The sequence below is a fragment of the Pseudomonas sp. B21-047 genome (assembly GCF_024748775.1).
GTDB lineage: Bacteria > Pseudomonadota > Gammaproteobacteria > Pseudomonadales > Pseudomonadaceae > Aquipseudomonas > Aquipseudomonas capeferrum.
This window is the reverse complement of record NZ_CP087169.1, coordinates 682501-698351: the sequence shown is the minus strand read 5'-3', so window position 1 is coordinate 698351 and position 15851 is coordinate 682501. Positions and strand designations below refer to the sequence as shown.

At 62.4% G+C, this 15851-nt stretch carries 16 protein-coding genes and 2 rRNA genes (1 of these 18 running past the window's edge); 2 read left to right on the top strand and 16 right to left on the bottom strand.

Going from position 1 to position 15851, the window contains the following annotated elements:
* Positions 1-12: 12 nt before the first annotated feature.
* The 5 genes from thiO to LOY26_RS03155 are packed head-to-tail and all read right to left on the bottom strand — an operon-like array spanning position 13 to position 2868.
* Complete coding sequence (thiO, locus tag LOY26_RS03175; RefSeq protein WP_033701452.1) at positions 13-1110, bottom strand: glycine oxidase ThiO; 1098 nt, start codon at positions 1108-1110, stop codon at positions 13-15.
* 55 nt (positions 1111-1165) lie between these two features.
* A complete protein-coding gene (locus tag LOY26_RS03170) occupies positions 1166-1555 on the bottom strand; it encodes a type IV pilin protein (RefSeq protein WP_033701454.1) in 390 nt (129 codons plus the stop codon).
* Position 1556: 1 nt separating this feature from the next.
* Complete coding sequence (locus tag LOY26_RS03165; RefSeq protein WP_186660621.1) at positions 1557-2021, bottom strand: hypothetical protein; 465 nt, start codon at positions 2019-2021, stop codon at positions 1557-1559.
* Positions 2018-2665, bottom strand: coding sequence for a PilW family protein (locus LOY26_RS03160; RefSeq protein WP_186660623.1), 648 nt, complete (start codon positions 2663-2665; stop codon positions 2018-2020). Before LOY26_RS03160 ends, LOY26_RS03165 begins: the two co-directional genes overlap by 4 nt.
* Positions 2662-2868, bottom strand: a complete 207-nt coding sequence (locus LOY26_RS03155) for a prepilin-type N-terminal cleavage/methylation domain-containing protein (RefSeq protein WP_186660625.1) — start codon at positions 2866-2868, stop codon at positions 2662-2664. Before LOY26_RS03155 ends, LOY26_RS03160 begins: the two co-directional genes overlap by 4 nt.
* Positions 2869-2977: 109 nt before the next feature.
* Here LOY26_RS03155 and LOY26_RS03150 point away from each other — a divergent pair, with 109 nt between their 5' ends.
* The gene (locus LOY26_RS03150; protein ID WP_186660627.1) at positions 2978-3469 is read left to right on the top strand and encodes a GspH/FimT family pseudopilin; all 492 of its coding nucleotides are present in this window, start codon (positions 2978-2980) and stop codon (positions 3467-3469) included.
* Here the strand turns inward: LOY26_RS03150 and ispH are convergent, their stop codons facing one another.
* The 6 genes from ispH to murJ form a co-directional block, all read right to left on the bottom strand.
* Positions 3470-4417 (bottom strand): 4-hydroxy-3-methylbut-2-enyl diphosphate reductase, encoded by a 948-nt coding sequence (gene ispH, locus LOY26_RS03145; protein ID WP_186660629.1) that lies wholly within the window; start codon positions 4415-4417, stop codon positions 3470-3472. It abuts the gene before it with no gap.
* Positions 4418-4431: 14 nt separating this feature from the next.
* Positions 4432-4869 (bottom strand): FKBP-type peptidyl-prolyl cis-trans isomerase, encoded by a 438-nt coding sequence (gene fkpB / locus LOY26_RS03140; protein ID WP_033701461.1) that lies wholly within the window; start codon positions 4867-4869, stop codon positions 4432-4434.
* Entirely contained in the window at positions 4862-5377 is a 516-nt protein-coding gene (lspA, locus tag LOY26_RS03135; protein WP_033701462.1) for a signal peptidase II, read from the bottom strand. The genes fkpB and lspA overlap by 8 nt, the downstream gene beginning before the upstream one ends.
* Entirely contained in the window at positions 5370-8201 is a 2832-nt protein-coding gene (gene ileS / locus LOY26_RS03130; RefSeq protein WP_186665972.1) for an isoleucine--tRNA ligase, read from the bottom strand. Before ileS ends, lspA begins: the two co-directional genes overlap by 8 nt.
* A complete protein-coding gene (gene ribF / locus LOY26_RS03125) occupies positions 8198-9148 on the bottom strand; it encodes a bifunctional riboflavin kinase/FAD synthetase (protein ID WP_186660639.1) in 951 nt (316 codons plus the stop codon). The genes ileS and ribF overlap by 4 nt, the downstream gene beginning before the upstream one ends.
* A gap of 118 nt (positions 9149-9266) precedes the next feature.
* Positions 9267-10805: a murein biosynthesis integral membrane protein MurJ gene (murJ, locus tag LOY26_RS03120; RefSeq protein ID WP_258714382.1), complete on the bottom strand. Its 1539-nt coding sequence runs from the start codon at positions 10803-10805 to the stop codon at positions 9267-9269.
* Positions 10806-11053: 248 nt separating this feature from the next.
* On the opposite strand from murJ, the gene rpsT reads away from it, so the two are divergent.
* Positions 11054-11332: a 30S ribosomal protein S20 gene (gene rpsT / locus LOY26_RS03115; protein WP_003247625.1), complete on the top strand. Its 279-nt coding sequence runs from the start codon at positions 11054-11056 to the stop codon at positions 11330-11332.
* A 116-nt stretch (positions 11333-11448) separates the two neighbouring features.
* Here the strand turns inward: rpsT and LOY26_RS03110 are convergent, their stop codons facing one another.
* The 5 genes from LOY26_RS03110 to LOY26_RS03090 form a co-directional block, all read right to left on the bottom strand.
* On the bottom strand, positions 11449-13749 hold the full coding sequence (locus LOY26_RS03110) for a PqiB family protein (RefSeq protein ID WP_047582848.1): 2301 nt from the start codon (positions 13747-13749) through the stop codon (positions 11449-11451).
* Entirely contained in the window at positions 13742-14365 is a 624-nt protein-coding gene (locus LOY26_RS03105; protein ID WP_033701470.1) for a paraquat-inducible protein A, read from the bottom strand. Before LOY26_RS03105 ends, LOY26_RS03110 begins: the two co-directional genes overlap by 8 nt.
* Positions 14352-15011, bottom strand: a complete 660-nt coding sequence (locus LOY26_RS03100) for a paraquat-inducible protein A (protein ID WP_033701471.1) — start codon at positions 15009-15011, stop codon at positions 14352-14354. Before LOY26_RS03100 ends, LOY26_RS03105 begins: the two co-directional genes overlap by 14 nt.
* A gap of 150 nt (positions 15012-15161) precedes the next feature.
* Positions 15162-15277 (bottom strand): 5S ribosomal RNA (gene rrf / locus LOY26_RS03095).
* Positions 15278-15410: 133 nt separating this feature from the next.
* Positions 15411-15851: ribosomal RNA gene (locus LOY26_RS03090) — 23S ribosomal RNA — on the bottom strand (it continues 2452 nt past the right edge of the window).

The window sequence follows — 15851 nt, the reverse complement described above, 5'->3', positions numbered from 1 at the left end:
GGCCCGGCAATCTCAGCCCAAACGCCCCGCCGGCGCATACGGCGCCGGATCAATGATCGGCGCCCCCCCCGTCAGCAAGTCAGTAAACAACTGGCACGAAGCCGGCGCCAGCACCAACCCATTACGGTAATGCCCGCAGTTCAACCACAACCCGTCATGCCCCGGCACCGGCCCAATATACGGGATACCTTCAGGCGACCCCGGCCGCAGCCCCGCCCAATGCCCGACCACCGCGGCATCCTTGAGCTGCGGCAACAGCTCTAGCGCCGAAGCCTTGAGGCTCGCCAGCGCATCCTCGGTCGGGGTCTTGTCGTAGCCGGCATGCTCCAGCGTGCTGCCCACCAGAATGTGCCCGTCACGGCGCGGGATCGCATAGCGCCCCTTGGCCAGCACCATGCTCGGCAAGAAGTCCTCGGCGCACTTGAACAGAATCATCTGCCCCTTCACCGGCGCCACCGGCAGCTCAAGGCCAAGCGTGCGCAGCAGGTCGCCACTCCAGGCGCCAGCACTGAGCACCACGTCATCGGCCTGCAGCACACCGTCCGCTGTCTGCACGCCAGTCACGCGCCCAGCGTCCTGAACAAAGCCGGTGATCTGGCAGTGCTCGCGCAAGGTCACGTTGGGCAATGCCAGCAATGCAGCCTTCAGCGACTTGACCAGCCGCGGGTTACGCACGTTGGCCACGCCCGCCATGTAGATGGCGTGCTTGAAGCCCGGGCCCAGTATCGGCACCGCGTCATAGGCCGCCGAGATATCCACGGCACTCAGTGGCCGCCCCTCGCGTGCCGCCCAGGCCAGCGCTTCGGCCTCGTCGTCCAGGTCGAGCCAGTACAAGCCGGTGGTGTGGACTTCTGGGTCAATACCCGTGCTGGCGAACAGGTGCTCGCCCAGCTGTGGGTAGAAGTCCTGCGACCAATGGGCGAGGGCGGTCACTGCCGGGCTGTAGCGCCAAGGGTACAACGGCGAGACGATGCCGCCGCCCGCCCAGGACGACTCTCGCCCGACCTCGCCCTGGTCACACACCACCACCTGCCCGACGTGCGCCGCCAGGTTGAACGCCGTCAGCAGGCCGATAACCCCGCCGCCGACCACCACTACTTGCTTGCTCATCTGTCGATCCAAACACCTGAAGTAAAACCGCGATGCACCGGGCACCATTCATGCTTCAGCTTCCCCAGCACTGCTCGCTGCTGTCCAGGCTGCCCAGGTTGCTGTGCACGCCTGCATGATCGAGCTGAAAGTCACCGCAGCGGTCCTGCGCCATCAGCCCATGCGGCAGCCTGCGGGCGAGCAACAAGAAGGTGTCGCTGTCGCGCTGGGCGTGCAGGCTGTAGTAACGGTTGCCGCTGGGCAGTGCCGGGTCGCCTTCGGCGTATTGGCCGGTGCGAACGCGATGGCGCTCCAGGCGTAGGGCGGCATCCTGCAGCAGACCGACCACTTCGCTGCGTGCGGCGCGCCGAAGCTGCTCGCTGTAACTGGGGTAGGCAATGGCTGCCAGAATGCCGGTCACGGCCACGACAATCAACAACTCGATAAGGCTCAGGCCTTGCTGCATGTCAGGGTTCCCTCAATCGCTGCCGCCAAAGGATGCGCCGCACCTCATCACCTGACAGCGCATACACCGCTTCCAGTACATGCCGCGACCGGGCTTGCCGGCTGACGGCGGTGACCCTGAACAAGGTAGCCTGCTGGCCCTCGGGCAGGTGCGCGGCACGGTCACTTCGGCCAAGGTTCTGCACCTGGAAGAAGCCGCTTGCGGTGCCCTGCCAGTTGCCCTGCAAGTCATGCGGCCGCGGTGGTGGTTGGCAGGGCTGGCACGCTGGGGGCGGTGACAGTTGTAGCTGGGCGGCACCTGCCAGCAATGCCTGCTCGGCTTGCTCGAGTGCCTCGAAACCGTCACGCCACAAGCCAGCCATGCGGGTCTCCACCAGCGCATCGCGCAAGGCCGAGGCCGCGAGCAAGCCAAGCAGCAAGCTCAGCACGAGTGCCAACAGCAACACCACACCGCGCTGGCGCTTCATGGGCCGGCCAGCGGATTGCGCAGCGCCACGCTCAAGGCGTGCTGCTGCTCTATGCCCAGGGTGGGCTCGAACAGCGTCAGGTGCACATCCACCCGCCCACCTTGCGGTGCTTCGACAAACGCCACACGCATCTCACGCACATGGTCGACCAGCGGCTGGCTAGCCCCTCGTCGGCGGAACCGCAAGGTCGTGCCATCCAGCACATAGAGGTGCTGGCTTATGGGGATTGCCAAGGGGTGCTGGCTGCCATCAACTCGCCCGCTGTGCACGTGAGCCTCGTCGATGCAGTTGGTCAGCAGCGTCCAGTCCGGGGCACCGGTGTGCCCGGGCAGCTCGGCCACTACCAGGCTCAGGCTGTTCGCGCCCACCTGCAGGGGCTGGGCGAAGGCTTGAAGCGCTAGCGGGTCGGTGAAGTCGTCGGGCTGCAGGCGCAGGCAGCCGAACATGCCGGCCATGCGAATGTCCTGGGCCATGCGTTGCAACGCCAGGCGGGCATCAGCCTGCAAGCGTGCGGCCGCGCCCTGCAGGCGCCAAGTGTCATGGGCAGACACGAACAATTGGCTGGCCGCTGCCAGCAGCAGCAAACCGATGGCGAGCGCCAGCACCCCCTCGATCAAACCGAAGCCGACTTGTGTGCGGCTCATGGCTGCGCCTTCGGCTCGCCTGCGGCCCTGGCCCGTTCCTGCCGGGTGTGCGCCCACAAGGCGGCCTGTGCATCGTGCCGCGCACTGTCGGTTGCCTGCAGTGCGCGCACCTGCAAGGCGCCAGCGGCAAACATGCCCACCGCCACCACCACCATGGCCAGTAATACCTCGAGGAGCGTCATGCCCCCTTCCATCGCTCGCATCCCTGCGCCCCCTGCGACTTTTCCTGCAACTGATTACTCACTGGGCGACTGGATCAATTGCCCGGCGACCTTGAAGCTGAAGCGAAGCACTTCCAGGGAGAAATGCACGGTGCGGCAACAGGGTGCAACACTGATACAAATGATGTTGGCGCTGGCCATGGCGGCCGTTCTGATACAGCTGGGGATGCCGGCCTACAACGACCTCTCTGAAGGCTTACACAGGGCAACCGCAGCGCGCGACCTGGCACAAGCACTGCGCAGCGCGCGCAGCCACGCGTTGCTGCAAGGCCAGGCGGTGCTGGTGCTGCCGTTGGAAAGTGATTGGGGCAAGGGCTGGCGCGTGATGCTAGGGCACAATCAGCAGGTTCTGCGCGAGCAGCGCCTGGTAAGGCCTCTGAGGATTGTCGCGAATACCGGACAACAGGTGAAGTTCAGCGCACTGGGCGTGCCACAGGGGCGCAACGCCAACTTGCTGGGTGGCACATTGCACATTTGCCAGGCTGGCGCAGCGGCCAGCCAGTACCGGGTGGTACTGGCGACCAGCGGCAGGGTCAGCCTGCGCACAGATGAACTGAGTGAGCCCTTGTGCGCAGGTGCCTGATCAGATCAGCGAGCGAACCCGCAGCTCTTTGGGCATGGAGAAGGTGATGTTCTCCTCGCGCCCATCCAGCTCTTCTGCGCCGGTGGCGCCCCAAGCCCTGAGCTGCTCGATCACGCCGCGCACCAGCACTTCGGGGGCCGAAGCACCCGCTGTGATGCCGATGCGAGCTGCGTCATCGAACCAGGCACGTTGCAGGTCCTCGGCACCGTCGATCAGATAGGCCGGGGTGCTCATGCGCTCGGCCAGCTCACGCAGGCGGTTGGAGTTGGAGCTGTTCGGGCTACCGACCACCAGCACCACGTCACACTCACCGGCCAGTTGCTTGACCGCATCCTGGCGGTTCTGGGTGGCGTAGCAGATGTCGTCCTTGCGCGGGCCACCGATGTTCGGGAAGCGCGCACGCAGGGCATCGATGACACGGCTGGTGTCATCCATCGACAGCGTGGTCTGGGTGACGAAGGCCAGGTGGTCCGGGTCGCGCACCTGCAGCTTGGCGACATCGTCCTCGTCTTCGACAAGGTAGATGGCGCCGCCGTTGCTGGCGTCGTATTGCCCCATGGTGCCTTCGACTTCCGGGTGCCCCTCGTGGCCGATGAGAATGCACTCACGGCCGTCGCGGCTGTACTTGGCGACTTCGATGTGCACCTTGGTCACCAACGGGCAGGTGGCGTCGAACACCTTCAGGCCACGCCCAGCGGCTTCCTGGCGCACGGCCTGGGAAACACCATGGGCACTGAAGATGACGATGACGTCATCCGGCACCTGGTCCAGCTCTTCGACGAAGATGGCACCGCGGTTGCGCAGGTCTTCGACCACGAACTTGTTGTGCACCACTTCATGGCGCACGTAGATCGGCGGGCCGAAGACTTCCAGGGCACGGTTGACGATCTCGATCGCCCGGTCGACCCCCGCGCAAAAACCGCGAGGGTTGGCGAGTTTGATTTGCATGCTCGGCTCCAGGCTTACAAGGCCTTCACGTCGAGGATCTGCACCTCGAAGCTCAGGGTCTTGCCAGCCAGTGGGTGATTGAAGTCGATGGTCACCTGCGCGTCATCGAAGGCTTTGACCACGCCCGGCAGCTCGGCGTTTGCGGCGTCGTTGAAGATCACCAGCAGGCCTTCGGACAACTCCATGTCGGTGAACTGCGAACGCGGCATGATTTGCACGTTCTGCGGGTTCGGCTGGCCGAAGGCGTTTTCCGGGGCCACGGTGACGGTGCGCTTGTCGCCGGCCTTGAAGCCGAACAGCGCGGCTTCGAAACCTGGCAGCAGGTTGCCGTCACCTACCTTGAACACGGCAGGCGACTTGTCGAACGTGCTGTCGACGGTGTCGCCGTTTTCCAGGTGCAGTGCGAAGTGCAGGGTGACTTCGGTGTTCTGGCCGATACGGGTGTCAGTCATGGACCGGATCCTCGGACTTCTTGCTCTTGAACATATCCAGCGCCAGCATCACCGCGCCAACGGTGATGGCACTGTCGGCCACGTTGAAGGCCGGGAAGTAATGGCGGTTTTGCCAGTGCACCAGGATGAAGTCGACCACATGGCCCAGCACGACGCGGTCGTACAGGTTGCCAATGGCGCCACCCAGCACCAGCGCCAGCGCCACGGCCAGCCAGGTTTCGTTGCGCCCCAGGCGCTTGAGCCACACCACCAGTACGGCACTGACCACCACGGCGATCAGGGCGAACAGCCAGCGCTGCCAGCCAGCGCCATCAGCGAGGAAGCTGAAAGCGGCGCCGGTGTTGTAGGCCAAGGTCCAGCTGAAGTAGTCAGGGATGACCACAATCTGCTGGTACATGCTCAAGGCGTTGTTGAAATACAGCTTGGTGGCCTGGTCGAGGACCAGGACCAGCAAGCTCAGCCAAAGCCATGCAAGGCGCCCGAAGCGCCCCACTGCCGGGTTAGGCATAGTGACGCACCTCGCCCGAGCCGCTCAGGTTATCGACGCAACGGCTGCAGATTTCCGGGTGCTCCGGGTGGCTGCCGACGTCGGCGCGGAAGTGCCAGCAACGGCCGCACTTGGCATGGCCGGACTTCACCACTTTCAGCTTGAGGCCTTCGACTTCGGTAGCCACGGCGTCAGCCGGTGCCTGCACGAACGGCACCACGCTCGCAGCCGAGGTGATCAGCACGAAGCGCAGCTCGTCGCCCAGCTTGCTCAGGTCGGCGCTCAGGCCTTCGTCAGCGTACAGGGTGACTTCGGCCTGCAGGTTGCCGCCGATGACCTTGGCAGTACGCTGGTTTTCCAGCTCCTTGTTGACCGACGCCTTGACCGCCATGACGCGATCCCAGTAGGCACGGTCCAGCTCGGTGCCTTCCGGCAGCTCGCTCAGGCCCTGGTACCAGCCGTTGAGCATCACCGACTCGTTGCGCTCGCCCGGCAGGTACTGCCAGATTTCGTCAGCGGTGAAGGCCAGGATCGGTGCGATCCAGCGCACCAGCGCCTCGCTGATGTGGTACAGCGCCGACTGGCACGAACGACGGGCAACACTGTTGGCGCCGGTGGTGTACTGGCGGTCCTTGATGATGTCGAGGTAGAAGCCACCCAGCTCCTGCACGCAGAAGTTGTGGATCTTCGAGTAGACGTTCCAGAAACGGTACTCGCTGTAGTGCTCTTCCAGCTCGCGCTGCAGCAGCAGCGTGCGGTCCACAGCCCAACGGTCCAGGGCCAGCATGTCCTCGGGGGCCAGCAGGTCGCGGGCCGGGTCGAAGCCCGACAGGTTGGAAAGCAGGAAGCGCGCGGTGTTGCGAATACGCCGGTAGGCATCGGCACTGCGCTGCAGGATCTGCTCGGAAACCGCCATCTCACCCGAGTAGTCGGTGGCCGAAACCCACAGGCGCAGGATGTCGGCACCCAGGGTGTTGTTGACCTTCTCCGGCTCGATGGTGTTGCCCAGCGACTTGGACATCTTGCGGCCGTTTTCGTCCACGGTGAAGCCGTGGGTCAACAGCTCGCGGTACGGCGCGTGGTTGTCGATGGCGCAACCGGTCAGCAACGACGAGTGGAACCAGCCACGGTGCTGGTCGGAACCTTCCAGGTACAGGTCGGCGACCGGGCCGGTGGCGTGGCCGATGTCGTGCGAACCCCGCAGCACGTGCCAGTGGGTGGTGCCGGAGTCGAACCACACGTCCAGGGTGTCGGTGATCTTGTCGTACTGGCCGGCTTCGTCACCGAGCAGTTCGGCGGCGTCCAGCTTGAACCAGGCCTCGATGCCCTCTTGCTCGACGCGCTTGGCCACGGCTTCCATCAGTTCGACAGTGCGCGGGTGCAGTTCGCCGGTCTGCTTGTGCAGGAAGAACGGGATCGGCACACCCCAGTTGCGCTGACGCGAGATGCACCAGTCCGGGCGGTTGGCGATCATCGAGTGCAGGCGCGCCTGGCCCCAGGCCGGGACGAACTTGGTTTCTTCGATGGCCTTGAGCGCGCGCTCACGCAGCGGCTCGCCGGTGCTTGGCTGCTTGTCCATGCCGACGAACCACTGCGCGGTGGCGCGGTAGATCAGCGGGGTCTTGTGGCGCCAGCAGTGCATGTAGCTGTGGCTGATGGTTTCGGTGTGCATCAGCGCGCCGACTTCGCTCAGCTTCTCGACGATGGCGGGGTTGGCCTTCCAGATGAACTGGCCGCCGAAGAAGTCCAGCGACTCGACGTACACGCCATTGCTCTGCACCGGCGTGAGGATGTCGTCGTTGACCATGCCGTAGCGCTTGCAGGTGACGAAGTCGTCTTCACCGTAGGCTGGCGCGGAGTGAACCACACCGGTACCGGCGCCCAGCTCGACGTAGTCGGCCAGGTAGATCGGCGACAGGCGGTCGTAGAACGGGTGGCGGAAGTTGACCAGCTCCAGGGCCGAACCCTGGGCGGTGGCGATGACCGAACCTTCCAGGTTGTAACGCTTGAGGCACGCCTCGACCAGCTCTTCGGCCAGTACCAGCAGGCGCTCGCCGGTGTCGACCAGGGCGTACTTGAACTCCGGGTGGATGTTCAGCGCCTGGTTGGCCGGGATGGTCCACGGGGTGGTGGTCCAGATCACGATGGCGGCGGGCTTGGCCAGCGCGGCCAGGCCAAAGGCGGCGGCCAGCTTGTCGGCATCGGCGGCCGGGAAGGCCACGTCGATGGTCTGGGATTTCTTGTCGGCGTATTCGACCTCGGCTTCGGCCAGTGCCGAACCGCAATCGAAGCACCAGTTCACAGGCTTGAGGCCCTTGAACACGAAGCCTTGCTTGACCATCTCGGCCAGGGCACGGATTTCACCGGCCTCGTTGGCGAAGTTCATGGTCTTGTAGGGGTTGTCCCAGTCGCCCAGCACACCCAGGCGGATGAACTCGGTCTTCTGCCCTTCGATCTGCTCGGCGGCGTACTCACGGCACAGTTCACGGGTGCGGTCGGCAGACAGGTGCTTGCCGTGGGTGACTTCGACCTTGTGTTCGATCGGCAGGCCATGGCAGTCCCAGCCCGGCACGTACGGGGCATCAAAGCCCGCCAGGGTCTTGGAACGGACGATCATGTCCTTGAGGATCTTGTTCAGCGCATGACCGATGTGGATCTTGCCGTTGGCATAGGGCGGGCCGTCGTGCAGGACGAACTTCGGACGATCCTTGCCAATTTCGCGCAGCTTCTGGTACAGGCCAATGCTGTCCCAGCGCTGCAGAATCTGCGGTTCGCGCTGAGGCAGGCCGGCCTTCATCGGGAAGGCGGTGTCCGGAAGGTTTAGCGTGGCTTTGTAGTCGGTCATTTCAGGCTCTTCGTTAGCGGTTGAGCGTGCCAATGTGCACGTGCGGCGGCGATGTCCGCGTCGATCGCCGACTTCAGCGCCTCAAGGGAGGCGAATCGCTGCTCTTCACGCAGCTTGTGGTGGAACTCCACCGTCAGACGCCGGCCATACAGGTCGCCGGCATAATCCAGAAGATGAATCTCCAGGTGCGGGCGCCCATCACCGGCAACGGTGGGGCGCACGCCGATATTGCCGACACCCGGCCAGGCCTTGCCGTCGATTACGATGCTGGCCAGGTAAACCCCGGACAGCGGCACGCGGCGGCGCTTGAGCTGAATGTTGGCGGTGGGCGTGCCGAGTTGGCGCGCCAGTTTCTGGCCGTGCAAGACCCGGCCAGTGATGCGGTACGGGCGGCCCAGCAAGTGCTCGGCCAACTCGAAGTTACCTTCGGCCAGAGCCTTGCGCACTTCGGTGCTGCTGACCCGCAGGCCGTCCTGGATTACGGTGTTGGCGGCTTCGACGGTAAACCCATACTTGTCGCCCGCCTCGACCAGGAAGGCGAAATCGCCCGCGCGGTCGCAGCCGAAGCGGAAGTCGTCGCCCACTTCGAGGTGACGCACGCCCAGGCCGTCGACCAGGATGGCTTTGACGAATTCATCGGCGCTGAGTTTGCTCAGGCGCTGATTGAACGCCAGGCACAACACCCGGTCGATGCCTTCGGCAGCCAGCAGCTCGATTTTGTCGCGCAGCCGCGCCAAGCGCGCCGGCGCGGTATCGGGGGCAAAGTATTCGCGCGGCTGTGGCTCGAAGATCACCACGCAGGTCGGCAGGCCAAGTGCTTGGCCACGCTCGCGCAAACGCGCCAGGATTGCCTGGTGGCCGCGGTGAACCCCGTCGAAGTTGCCAATGGTGGCGACACAGCCCCGGTGCTCGGGGCGCAGGTTGTGAAGACCTCGAACCAGCTGCATAACGCGCTTCTTGCTCATAAAGTGGCCGATTATAACCACACCCGGGCGCCGGTGACAGGCAGCAGCGCCCGGGGGTGGCGTGGAATGCGAAAAACCGACGCCTGACGTGCGCTTGGCTTCAGTGCAGGGCCTTGCGGGCGAAATGCCGAGGCCGGAAGCCGCACAGGTACAGGCAGCCGAAATACGTGACGATACCTGCCAGGATCAACACCCCGAGACGCACGAAGCGCTCGAGCATGCCACCCTGCTCCCAGGCCGGCATATAGTGCATGCCCGCCAGCAATACCGCCGACATCAATGTCACTGCCAACACCAGTTTGAACAGGAACCTGGTCCACCCGGGTTGCGGTTCAAACAGCCCTTGGCTGCGCAGCTTCCAGAACAGCAGGCCGGCATTCAGGCAAGCCCCGAGGCTGATCGCCAGGGCCAGCCCGGCATGTGCCAGCGGGCCGACCAGGGCCAGGTTCAACAATTGGGTGCAGACCAGCGTGAACACCGCGATCTTCACCGGCGTGCGGATATTCTGCTGCGCATAGAAGCCGGGTGCCAGTACCTTGACCAGAATGATCGCCAACAGGCCCACAGAATAGGCAACCAGGGCGCGCTGGGTCATGGCCGCATCGAACGCGCTGAACTTGCCGTACTGGAACAGCGCCACGGTCAGCGGCTCGGCGAGGATGGCCATTGCCAGGGTGCAGGGCAACACCAGCAAAAAGCACAGGCGCAGGCCCCAGTCGAGGATACGTGAGTACTCTTCGCGGTCTTTATTAGCGTAAGTCTTGGCCAGGGTAGGCAGCAGGATGGTGCCCAACGCCACGCCCAGCACGCCGGACGGCAGCTCCATGAGCCGATCGGCGTAGTACATCCACGACACCGAGCCGGCCACCAGGAACGAGGCGAAGATGGTGTTGATGATCAGCGATATCTGGCTGACCGAGACCCCGAGAATCGCCGGCAGCATCTGCTTGAGCACGCGCCATACACCCGTGTCACGCAGGTTCAGGCGGGGCAGCACGAGCATGCCGATCTTCTTCAGCGCCGGCAGTTGATACAGCAGCTGGGCCAGGCCGCCCGCCAGTACACCCCAGCCTAACGCCATGATCGGCGGGTCGAAATACGGCGTGAGCACCACGGCGAAAAAGATCATCGCCACGTTCAGCAAGGTCGGGGTGAACGCCGGGACCGAGAAGCGGTTCCAGGTATTGAGGATCGCCCCCGCCAGGGACGACAGCGATATCAGCAATATATAAGGAAACGTCACCCGCAACAGGTCGGTGGTGAGTGCGTATTTTTCGGCACTGTTGACGAACCCTGGCGCGGTCGCCCACACCACCCAAGGCGCGGCAAGGATGCCAACGACGGTGACCAAGGCCAGGACCAGGGTCAGCAGACCGCTGACATAGGCAATGAAGGTACGGGTGGCCTCATCGCCCTGCTGGGTCTTGTACTCGGCCAGGATGGGCACAAAAGCCTGCGAGAACGCACCTTCGGCGAAGATCCGTCGCAGCAGGTTGGGCAACTTGAAGGCGATGAAAAAGGCATCAGTGGCGATGCCGGCACCAAAGACACGCGCCAGGATGGTGTCGCGCACAAAGCCCAACACCCTGGAAATCATGGTGATCGAGCTGACCGCGGCCAGAGATTTCAGCAAATTCATCGAAAAGATTCACGTCAGAGACAGAGGACGCTGCAGAGAGCGTTCGAATGTGCGATACTCCCGCGCCTTCGCAGGGGAGCCAAAATTCCCGAGTTTACAGGTCGCGCAGCAGAAAGGAATCTTTCCCTCTTGTTGGCGCACCGCTCGGCGGAACCTTGCAGGTGGCCTTGACATCCGTTCGACTGATCGGCATGATTCGCGGCCTATTTTGTTTGCTATTTACCTAAAGTCTTTCGAGGAGCTCGACGGTGGCCAACACACCTTCCGCCAAGAAACGTGCAAAACAGGCTGAGAAGCGTCGCAGCCACAACGCCAGCCTGCGTTCCATGGTCCGCACCTACATCAAGAATGTAGTTAAAGCCATCGACGCAAAAGACGCTGAAAAAGCGCAAGCCGCTTACGTTCTGGCTGTACCAGTAATCGACCGCATGGCCGATAAAGGTATCATCCACAAGAACAAAGCTGCTCGCCACAAAGGCCGTCTGAATGGCCACATCAAGGCGCTGAAAGAAGCTGCAGCTGCCTAAGCGACATGCTTGTCAAAAAACCGACCCTAGGGTCGGTTTTTTGTTGCCTGCGATTTAACTGTTTACCCGCGCGCTTCTAGCAGGAGCGCCCTTGCCGGGGCGCCCCTCCTGTTGAATCACTTGGCGATCGGGATCTTCGGCGCCCACTGCAGCCACTGATCCTCTGCCTTGTCGAACAGGGCAAAGGTCTGCTGCGGCCGCGCGGGGTTGCCCATCTGCTCGCCATCCGGCGTGGCAAAGGCAATACCGCCATCGATGAGCGTCTCCAGCGATTCGGTACGCACCGTGGCTCCCTTGAACAGCCCCCAATCGAAACCAAACCCGCTGCTGTTCCAGAAGCGGCTGCCACTGCGCACCAATGCTGCGTAGCGCGGCTCGATAAGGATATGAATCAGCACGCGGTCGGCACTCTGGCCCAGTTCGAAGCCTGTCACCTTGCCTACCGCGACCTCACGGTAAGTAACCGGCACACCCGGCTTGATCGAGCCGCGCCGCGGGGCGCTGAGCGTCAACGGCAGGCCGACTTCCGGCCCTGCAACCTGCGGGGCATCGGCCAGGGCAATAAAGTCGCGCTGGGTGCCCTTGTCCTTGGCCGCCGGCTGCACTTCCAGGTACTGCCCACCAATCAAGGTGTCGAGGTTTTCGGTGCGCACCAGGCCCAACGCAGGCTTGACCACCCAGAATTGCGTACCGACGCGTGCAATACGCTCCGCCGCTTCGGTAATGCGTGCCCGCAACATCACGGCCTGCAAGTCTGCAGTCAGGTCGACACTTTCGATGCTGCCGACGTCCAGGCCACGGAAGCGAATCGGCGTACCCGGCTTCAAACCGTCGGCTCGGTCCACACGAATGGTGATCAATGTACCCGCCCGGTTAACCGCCTCCTGGCTCTCATGCAGCCGGAAGCGTGGAATATGGCGTTTGAGCACCACATCGGGCCTTGGCGTGTCGAAGGCGATACCGCCCGCCATGAGCGTCTGCAGGGATTCGCTTTTGATCTTGATGCCCGACAGCCCACCGGTCAGGGTAATGCCACTGACATTCCAGAAGCGCGATGAGCCGTTCACCAGCTTCTCGTACTCCTTCTCGATATGCACACCGATCAGGATCCGGTTGCTGTTGCGCGCAAACTGGTAGCTCTGCACGCTGCCCACCTTCACCTGGCGGTACATCACCGGGCTACCGATTTCCAGCGAGCCCAGGGTATCGGCGAACAGCACCATGTGCAGGCCCGGCGCCTTCAGGTCAAGCGGCGGCGCCTTGGGCCGTGCCTCGAACTCCCGCAGCGGCTTGTCGCCCTTCTCCCCGGGGCGAATGGCAATGTAGTTACCTTTTACCAAGGCCTCCAGGCCGGTAATGCCCGCCAGCGAGATGGACGGCTTGACCACCCAGAACTGCGTACCTTCGACCAGGTAGTCCTCGGTGAGTGGGTCGAGGGTCAGCTCGGCCATGGCGCTGCCCAGGTTGTCTTCCATCTTCAGCGCTTTCAGCGAGCCGACCTGGATGCCCTTGTACATCACCGGCGTGCGACCCGCCTGCAGGCCTTCGTAGTCACTCAGCTTGACCTTGATGCGGATCCCGGCCTGGGCCGCATCGAAGTCTTCATACAGGCGAAACGGCAGGCTGGGGTCGGTTGGCGGGCTGTCCTTGCGGTATTCCGGCGTCGCGAAGGCGATGCCACCGGCGACGATGCTCGACAGCGACTCGCTGCGCACCTTCACACCCGACAGGCTGGCATCGATGCTGATACCGCTGGCGTTCCAGAAACGCGTGTGTTTGCGCACCAGGCTGGCGTAGGCCGGCTGGATGAACACTTTGATCTCGACAGTGTCCTGGTCATCGGAAAGCCGGTAACTCTTCACCCGGCCGACCTGGATCTGCTTGTAGAACACCGGGCTGTCGCGATTGAGCGAACCCAGCCGCTCAGCCTTGAGTGTCAGGTGCAAGCCCGGCTCACTGTCAGACAAGGGCGGCGCCGTAGACAAGGCCTTGAAGCGCTTGGCCTTCTCTCCTTCGCCAGGGCTGACGGCGATGTAGTTACCCGAGACCAAGGTTTCCAGGCCGGAAATACCCGCCAGGCTGACGCTTGGCTTGACCAGCCAGAAGCGCGTCCCGGTAGTCAGGTGCGGCTCGGCTGCCTTGTTCATTTCAATGGTGGCAATCACACCCTGGTTGGCACCCTTGGCATCCAGCACCAACGCCGTCACCTTGCCGACCGGCATGCCCTTGTAGATGACTTCGGTCTTGTTGGCGACGATCCCTTCACCCGTGGTAAAGCGAACCTCGATTTCCACGCCCGCATCACGGTAGGCCTGCCATGCCAGCCAGCCCCCGATCATCAACGCGATCAGCGGCAGGATCCAGATGGCCGACCAGTTCGAAGCTGGGCGGGTTTTTGCCGTAGGCAGGTCACTCATGGTCGTCATCCGACTCCGTGTTATCCCAAATCAGTCGGGGATCGAAAGTTAAAGCAGCAAGCATCGTCAGAATCACCACACTGGCGAAGGCGACAGCGCCCAGGTTGGCTTCGACACTGGCAATTCGCCCGAAATTCACCACCGCCACCAGGATGGCGATGACGAAGATATCGAGCATGGACCAGCGCCCAATGAATTCGATAAAGCGGTACATCAGGATCCGTTGGCGCGCCGAAAGCGGCTGGCGGCGCTGAACCGAGTACAGCAGCAAGCCAATACCCACCAGTTTGAAGGTAGGTACCAGAATACTGGCGATGAACACCACGGCAGCGATGGGCACCATGCCGTGCTTGAGCAGGGTAATGACGCCGGACATGATGGTATCGGGGCTACCCTGGCCAAGGGTGCTGACGGTCATGATCGGCAACAGATTGGCAGGGATGTACAGAATGGAAGCCGCAATCAGCAACGCCCAGGTACGCACGATACTGTTCGGTCGACGGCCATGCACAATGGCCCCACAGCGCGTGCACGTCTGCGAGGCGCTGTCGGCCTCCTGCCTGTTCAATTGGTGACACTCATTGCAGACCAGGATGCCTGCATCAATCGCCCGCATGGAGATCCTCCCCCGAAAGCGCACTCCAGATCTGATGCGGTGACATCACCACTTCGAGCCATACCTGAATCAACAGCAGACTGATGAAACAGAACAGCCCCAACCCCACGGTCAGTTCAGCCAGGTCCACCAGTTTGACGATCGCAACCAGCACGCCCATGAAGTAGACCTCGAGCATGCCCCAGTCGCGCAAGTGGTGATAGATGCGGTAGAACAACAGGCCATAGCTGCGCCCCACATCCAGCCGAATGCTCAGCAGTACCGCCAACTGGCACAGCAACTTTGCCAAAGGAATGGCCATGCTGCACAGGAAGACCACCACGGCCACGCCGCGCATTTGTGAATTGTACAGGCCCACCACCCCGCTCCAGACCGTGTCGTCCGAAGTCTGGCCAAGCAGGTGCAGCTGCATGATCGGCAAAAAATTGGCCGGCACAAAAAGCAGTAATGCCGTCAGTACCAGGGCCAGGCTGCGGTTGACCACATTGTGCCGGTGGGCGTAAAGCTCATAGCCGCAGCGCGGGCACAGGGCTTTTTCATCGTGCTGCAGCACTGGCTTGCGCAGCAACAGGTCGCATTCGTGACAAGCAACGAGTTCGTCCAGCGGCAAGTGGGCCAGTGCTTCGGGTTCGACAGGGTTGGGCATATCGAGCTTCTGAAAGGGTGCGTGGGCTCTATTCTAGTGATCTGGCTCGAAATGTGGGAGGCGACTATTGACCGGTTTGAGCCCGGTGTTTGTGCGAGACAAAGACAAAACCCCTACCTGCTTGCGCAGATAGGGGTTTTGCGAAATGAATCTTGACGATGACCTACTCTCACATGGGGAGACCCCACACTACCATCGGCGATGCATCGTTTCACTACTGAGTTCGGGATGGGATCAGGTGGTTCCAATGCTCTATGGTCGTCAAGAAATTCTGTTGCCAGAACGTCCAGATGGACAGCCTAGCGAATTCGGATATGTGATGTTGTGATGTACATTCGAACTTTCGGTTCGTGTGTCTTCACCACCGCAATCTGCATGAGCAAATTGCTTGGGTGTTATATGGTCAAGCCTCACGGGCAATTAGTATTGGTTAGCTCAACGCCTCACAGCGCTTACACACCCAACCTATCAACGTCGTAGTCTTCGACGGCCCTTTAGGGGATTCTAGATCCCAGTGAGATCTCATCTTGAGGCAAGTTTCCCGCTTAGATGCTTTCAGCGGTTATCTCTTCCGAACATAGCTACCCGGCAATGCCACTGGCGTGACAACCGGAACACCAGAGGTTCGTCCACTCCGGTCCTCTCGTACTAGGAGCAGCCCCTCTCAAATCTCAAACGTCCACGGCAGATAGGGACCGAACTGTCTCACGACGTTCTAAACCCAGCTCGCGTACCACTTTAAATGGCGAACAGCCATACCCTTGGGACCGGCTTCAGCCCCAGGATGTGATGAGCCGACATCGAGGTGCCAAACACCGCCGTCGATATGAACTCTTGGGC

Bases quoted from the DNA above. Each gene is read 5' to 3' on its own strand.
- murJ (WP_258714382.1), bottom strand. From the start codon at position 10,805: ATGAATTTGCTGAAATCTCTGGCCGCGGTCAGCTCGATCACCATGATT.
- LOY26_RS03100 (WP_033701471.1), bottom strand. From the start codon at position 15,011: ATGCCCAACCCTGTCGAACCCGAAGCACTGGCCCACTTGCCGCTGGAC.
- ileS (WP_186665972.1), bottom strand. From the start codon at position 8,201: ATGACCGACTACAAAGCCACGCTAAACCTTCCGGACACCGCCTTCCCG.
- ispH (WP_186660629.1), bottom strand. From the start codon at position 4,417: ATGCAAATCAAACTCGCCAACCCTCGCGGTTTTTGCGCGGGGGTCGAC.
- LOY26_RS03110 (WP_047582848.1), bottom strand. From the start codon at position 13,749: ATGAGTGACCTGCCTACGGCAAAAACCCGCCCAGCTTCGAACTGGTCG.
- LOY26_RS03155 (WP_186660625.1), bottom strand. From the start codon at position 2,868: ATGCGAGCGATGGAAGGGGGCATGACGCTCCTCGAGGTATTACTGGCC.
- ribF (WP_186660639.1), bottom strand. From the start codon at position 9,148: ATGCAGCTGGTTCGAGGTCTTCACAACCTGCGCCCCGAGCACCGGGGC.
- LOY26_RS03170 (WP_033701454.1), bottom strand. From the start codon at position 1,555: ATGCAGCAAGGCCTGAGCCTTATCGAGTTGTTGATTGTCGTGGCCGTG.
- LOY26_RS03160 (WP_186660623.1), bottom strand. From the start codon at position 2,665: ATGAGCCGCACACAAGTCGGCTTCGGTTTGATCGAGGGGGTGCTGGCG.
- fkpB (WP_033701461.1), bottom strand. From the start codon at position 4,869: ATGACTGACACCCGTATCGGCCAGAACACCGAAGTCACCCTGCACTTC.
- thiO (WP_033701452.1), bottom strand. From the start codon at position 1,110: ATGAGCAAGCAAGTAGTGGTGGTCGGCGGCGGGGTTATCGGCCTGCTG.
- lspA (WP_033701462.1), bottom strand. From the start codon at position 5,377: ATGCCTAACCCGGCAGTGGGGCGCTTCGGGCGCCTTGCATGGCTTTGG.
- LOY26_RS03105 (WP_033701470.1), bottom strand. From the start codon at position 14,365: ATGCGGGCGATTGATGCAGGCATCCTGGTCTGCAATGAGTGTCACCAA.
- LOY26_RS03165 (WP_186660621.1), bottom strand. From the start codon at position 2,021: ATGAAGCGCCAGCGCGGTGTGGTGTTGCTGTTGGCACTCGTGCTGAGC.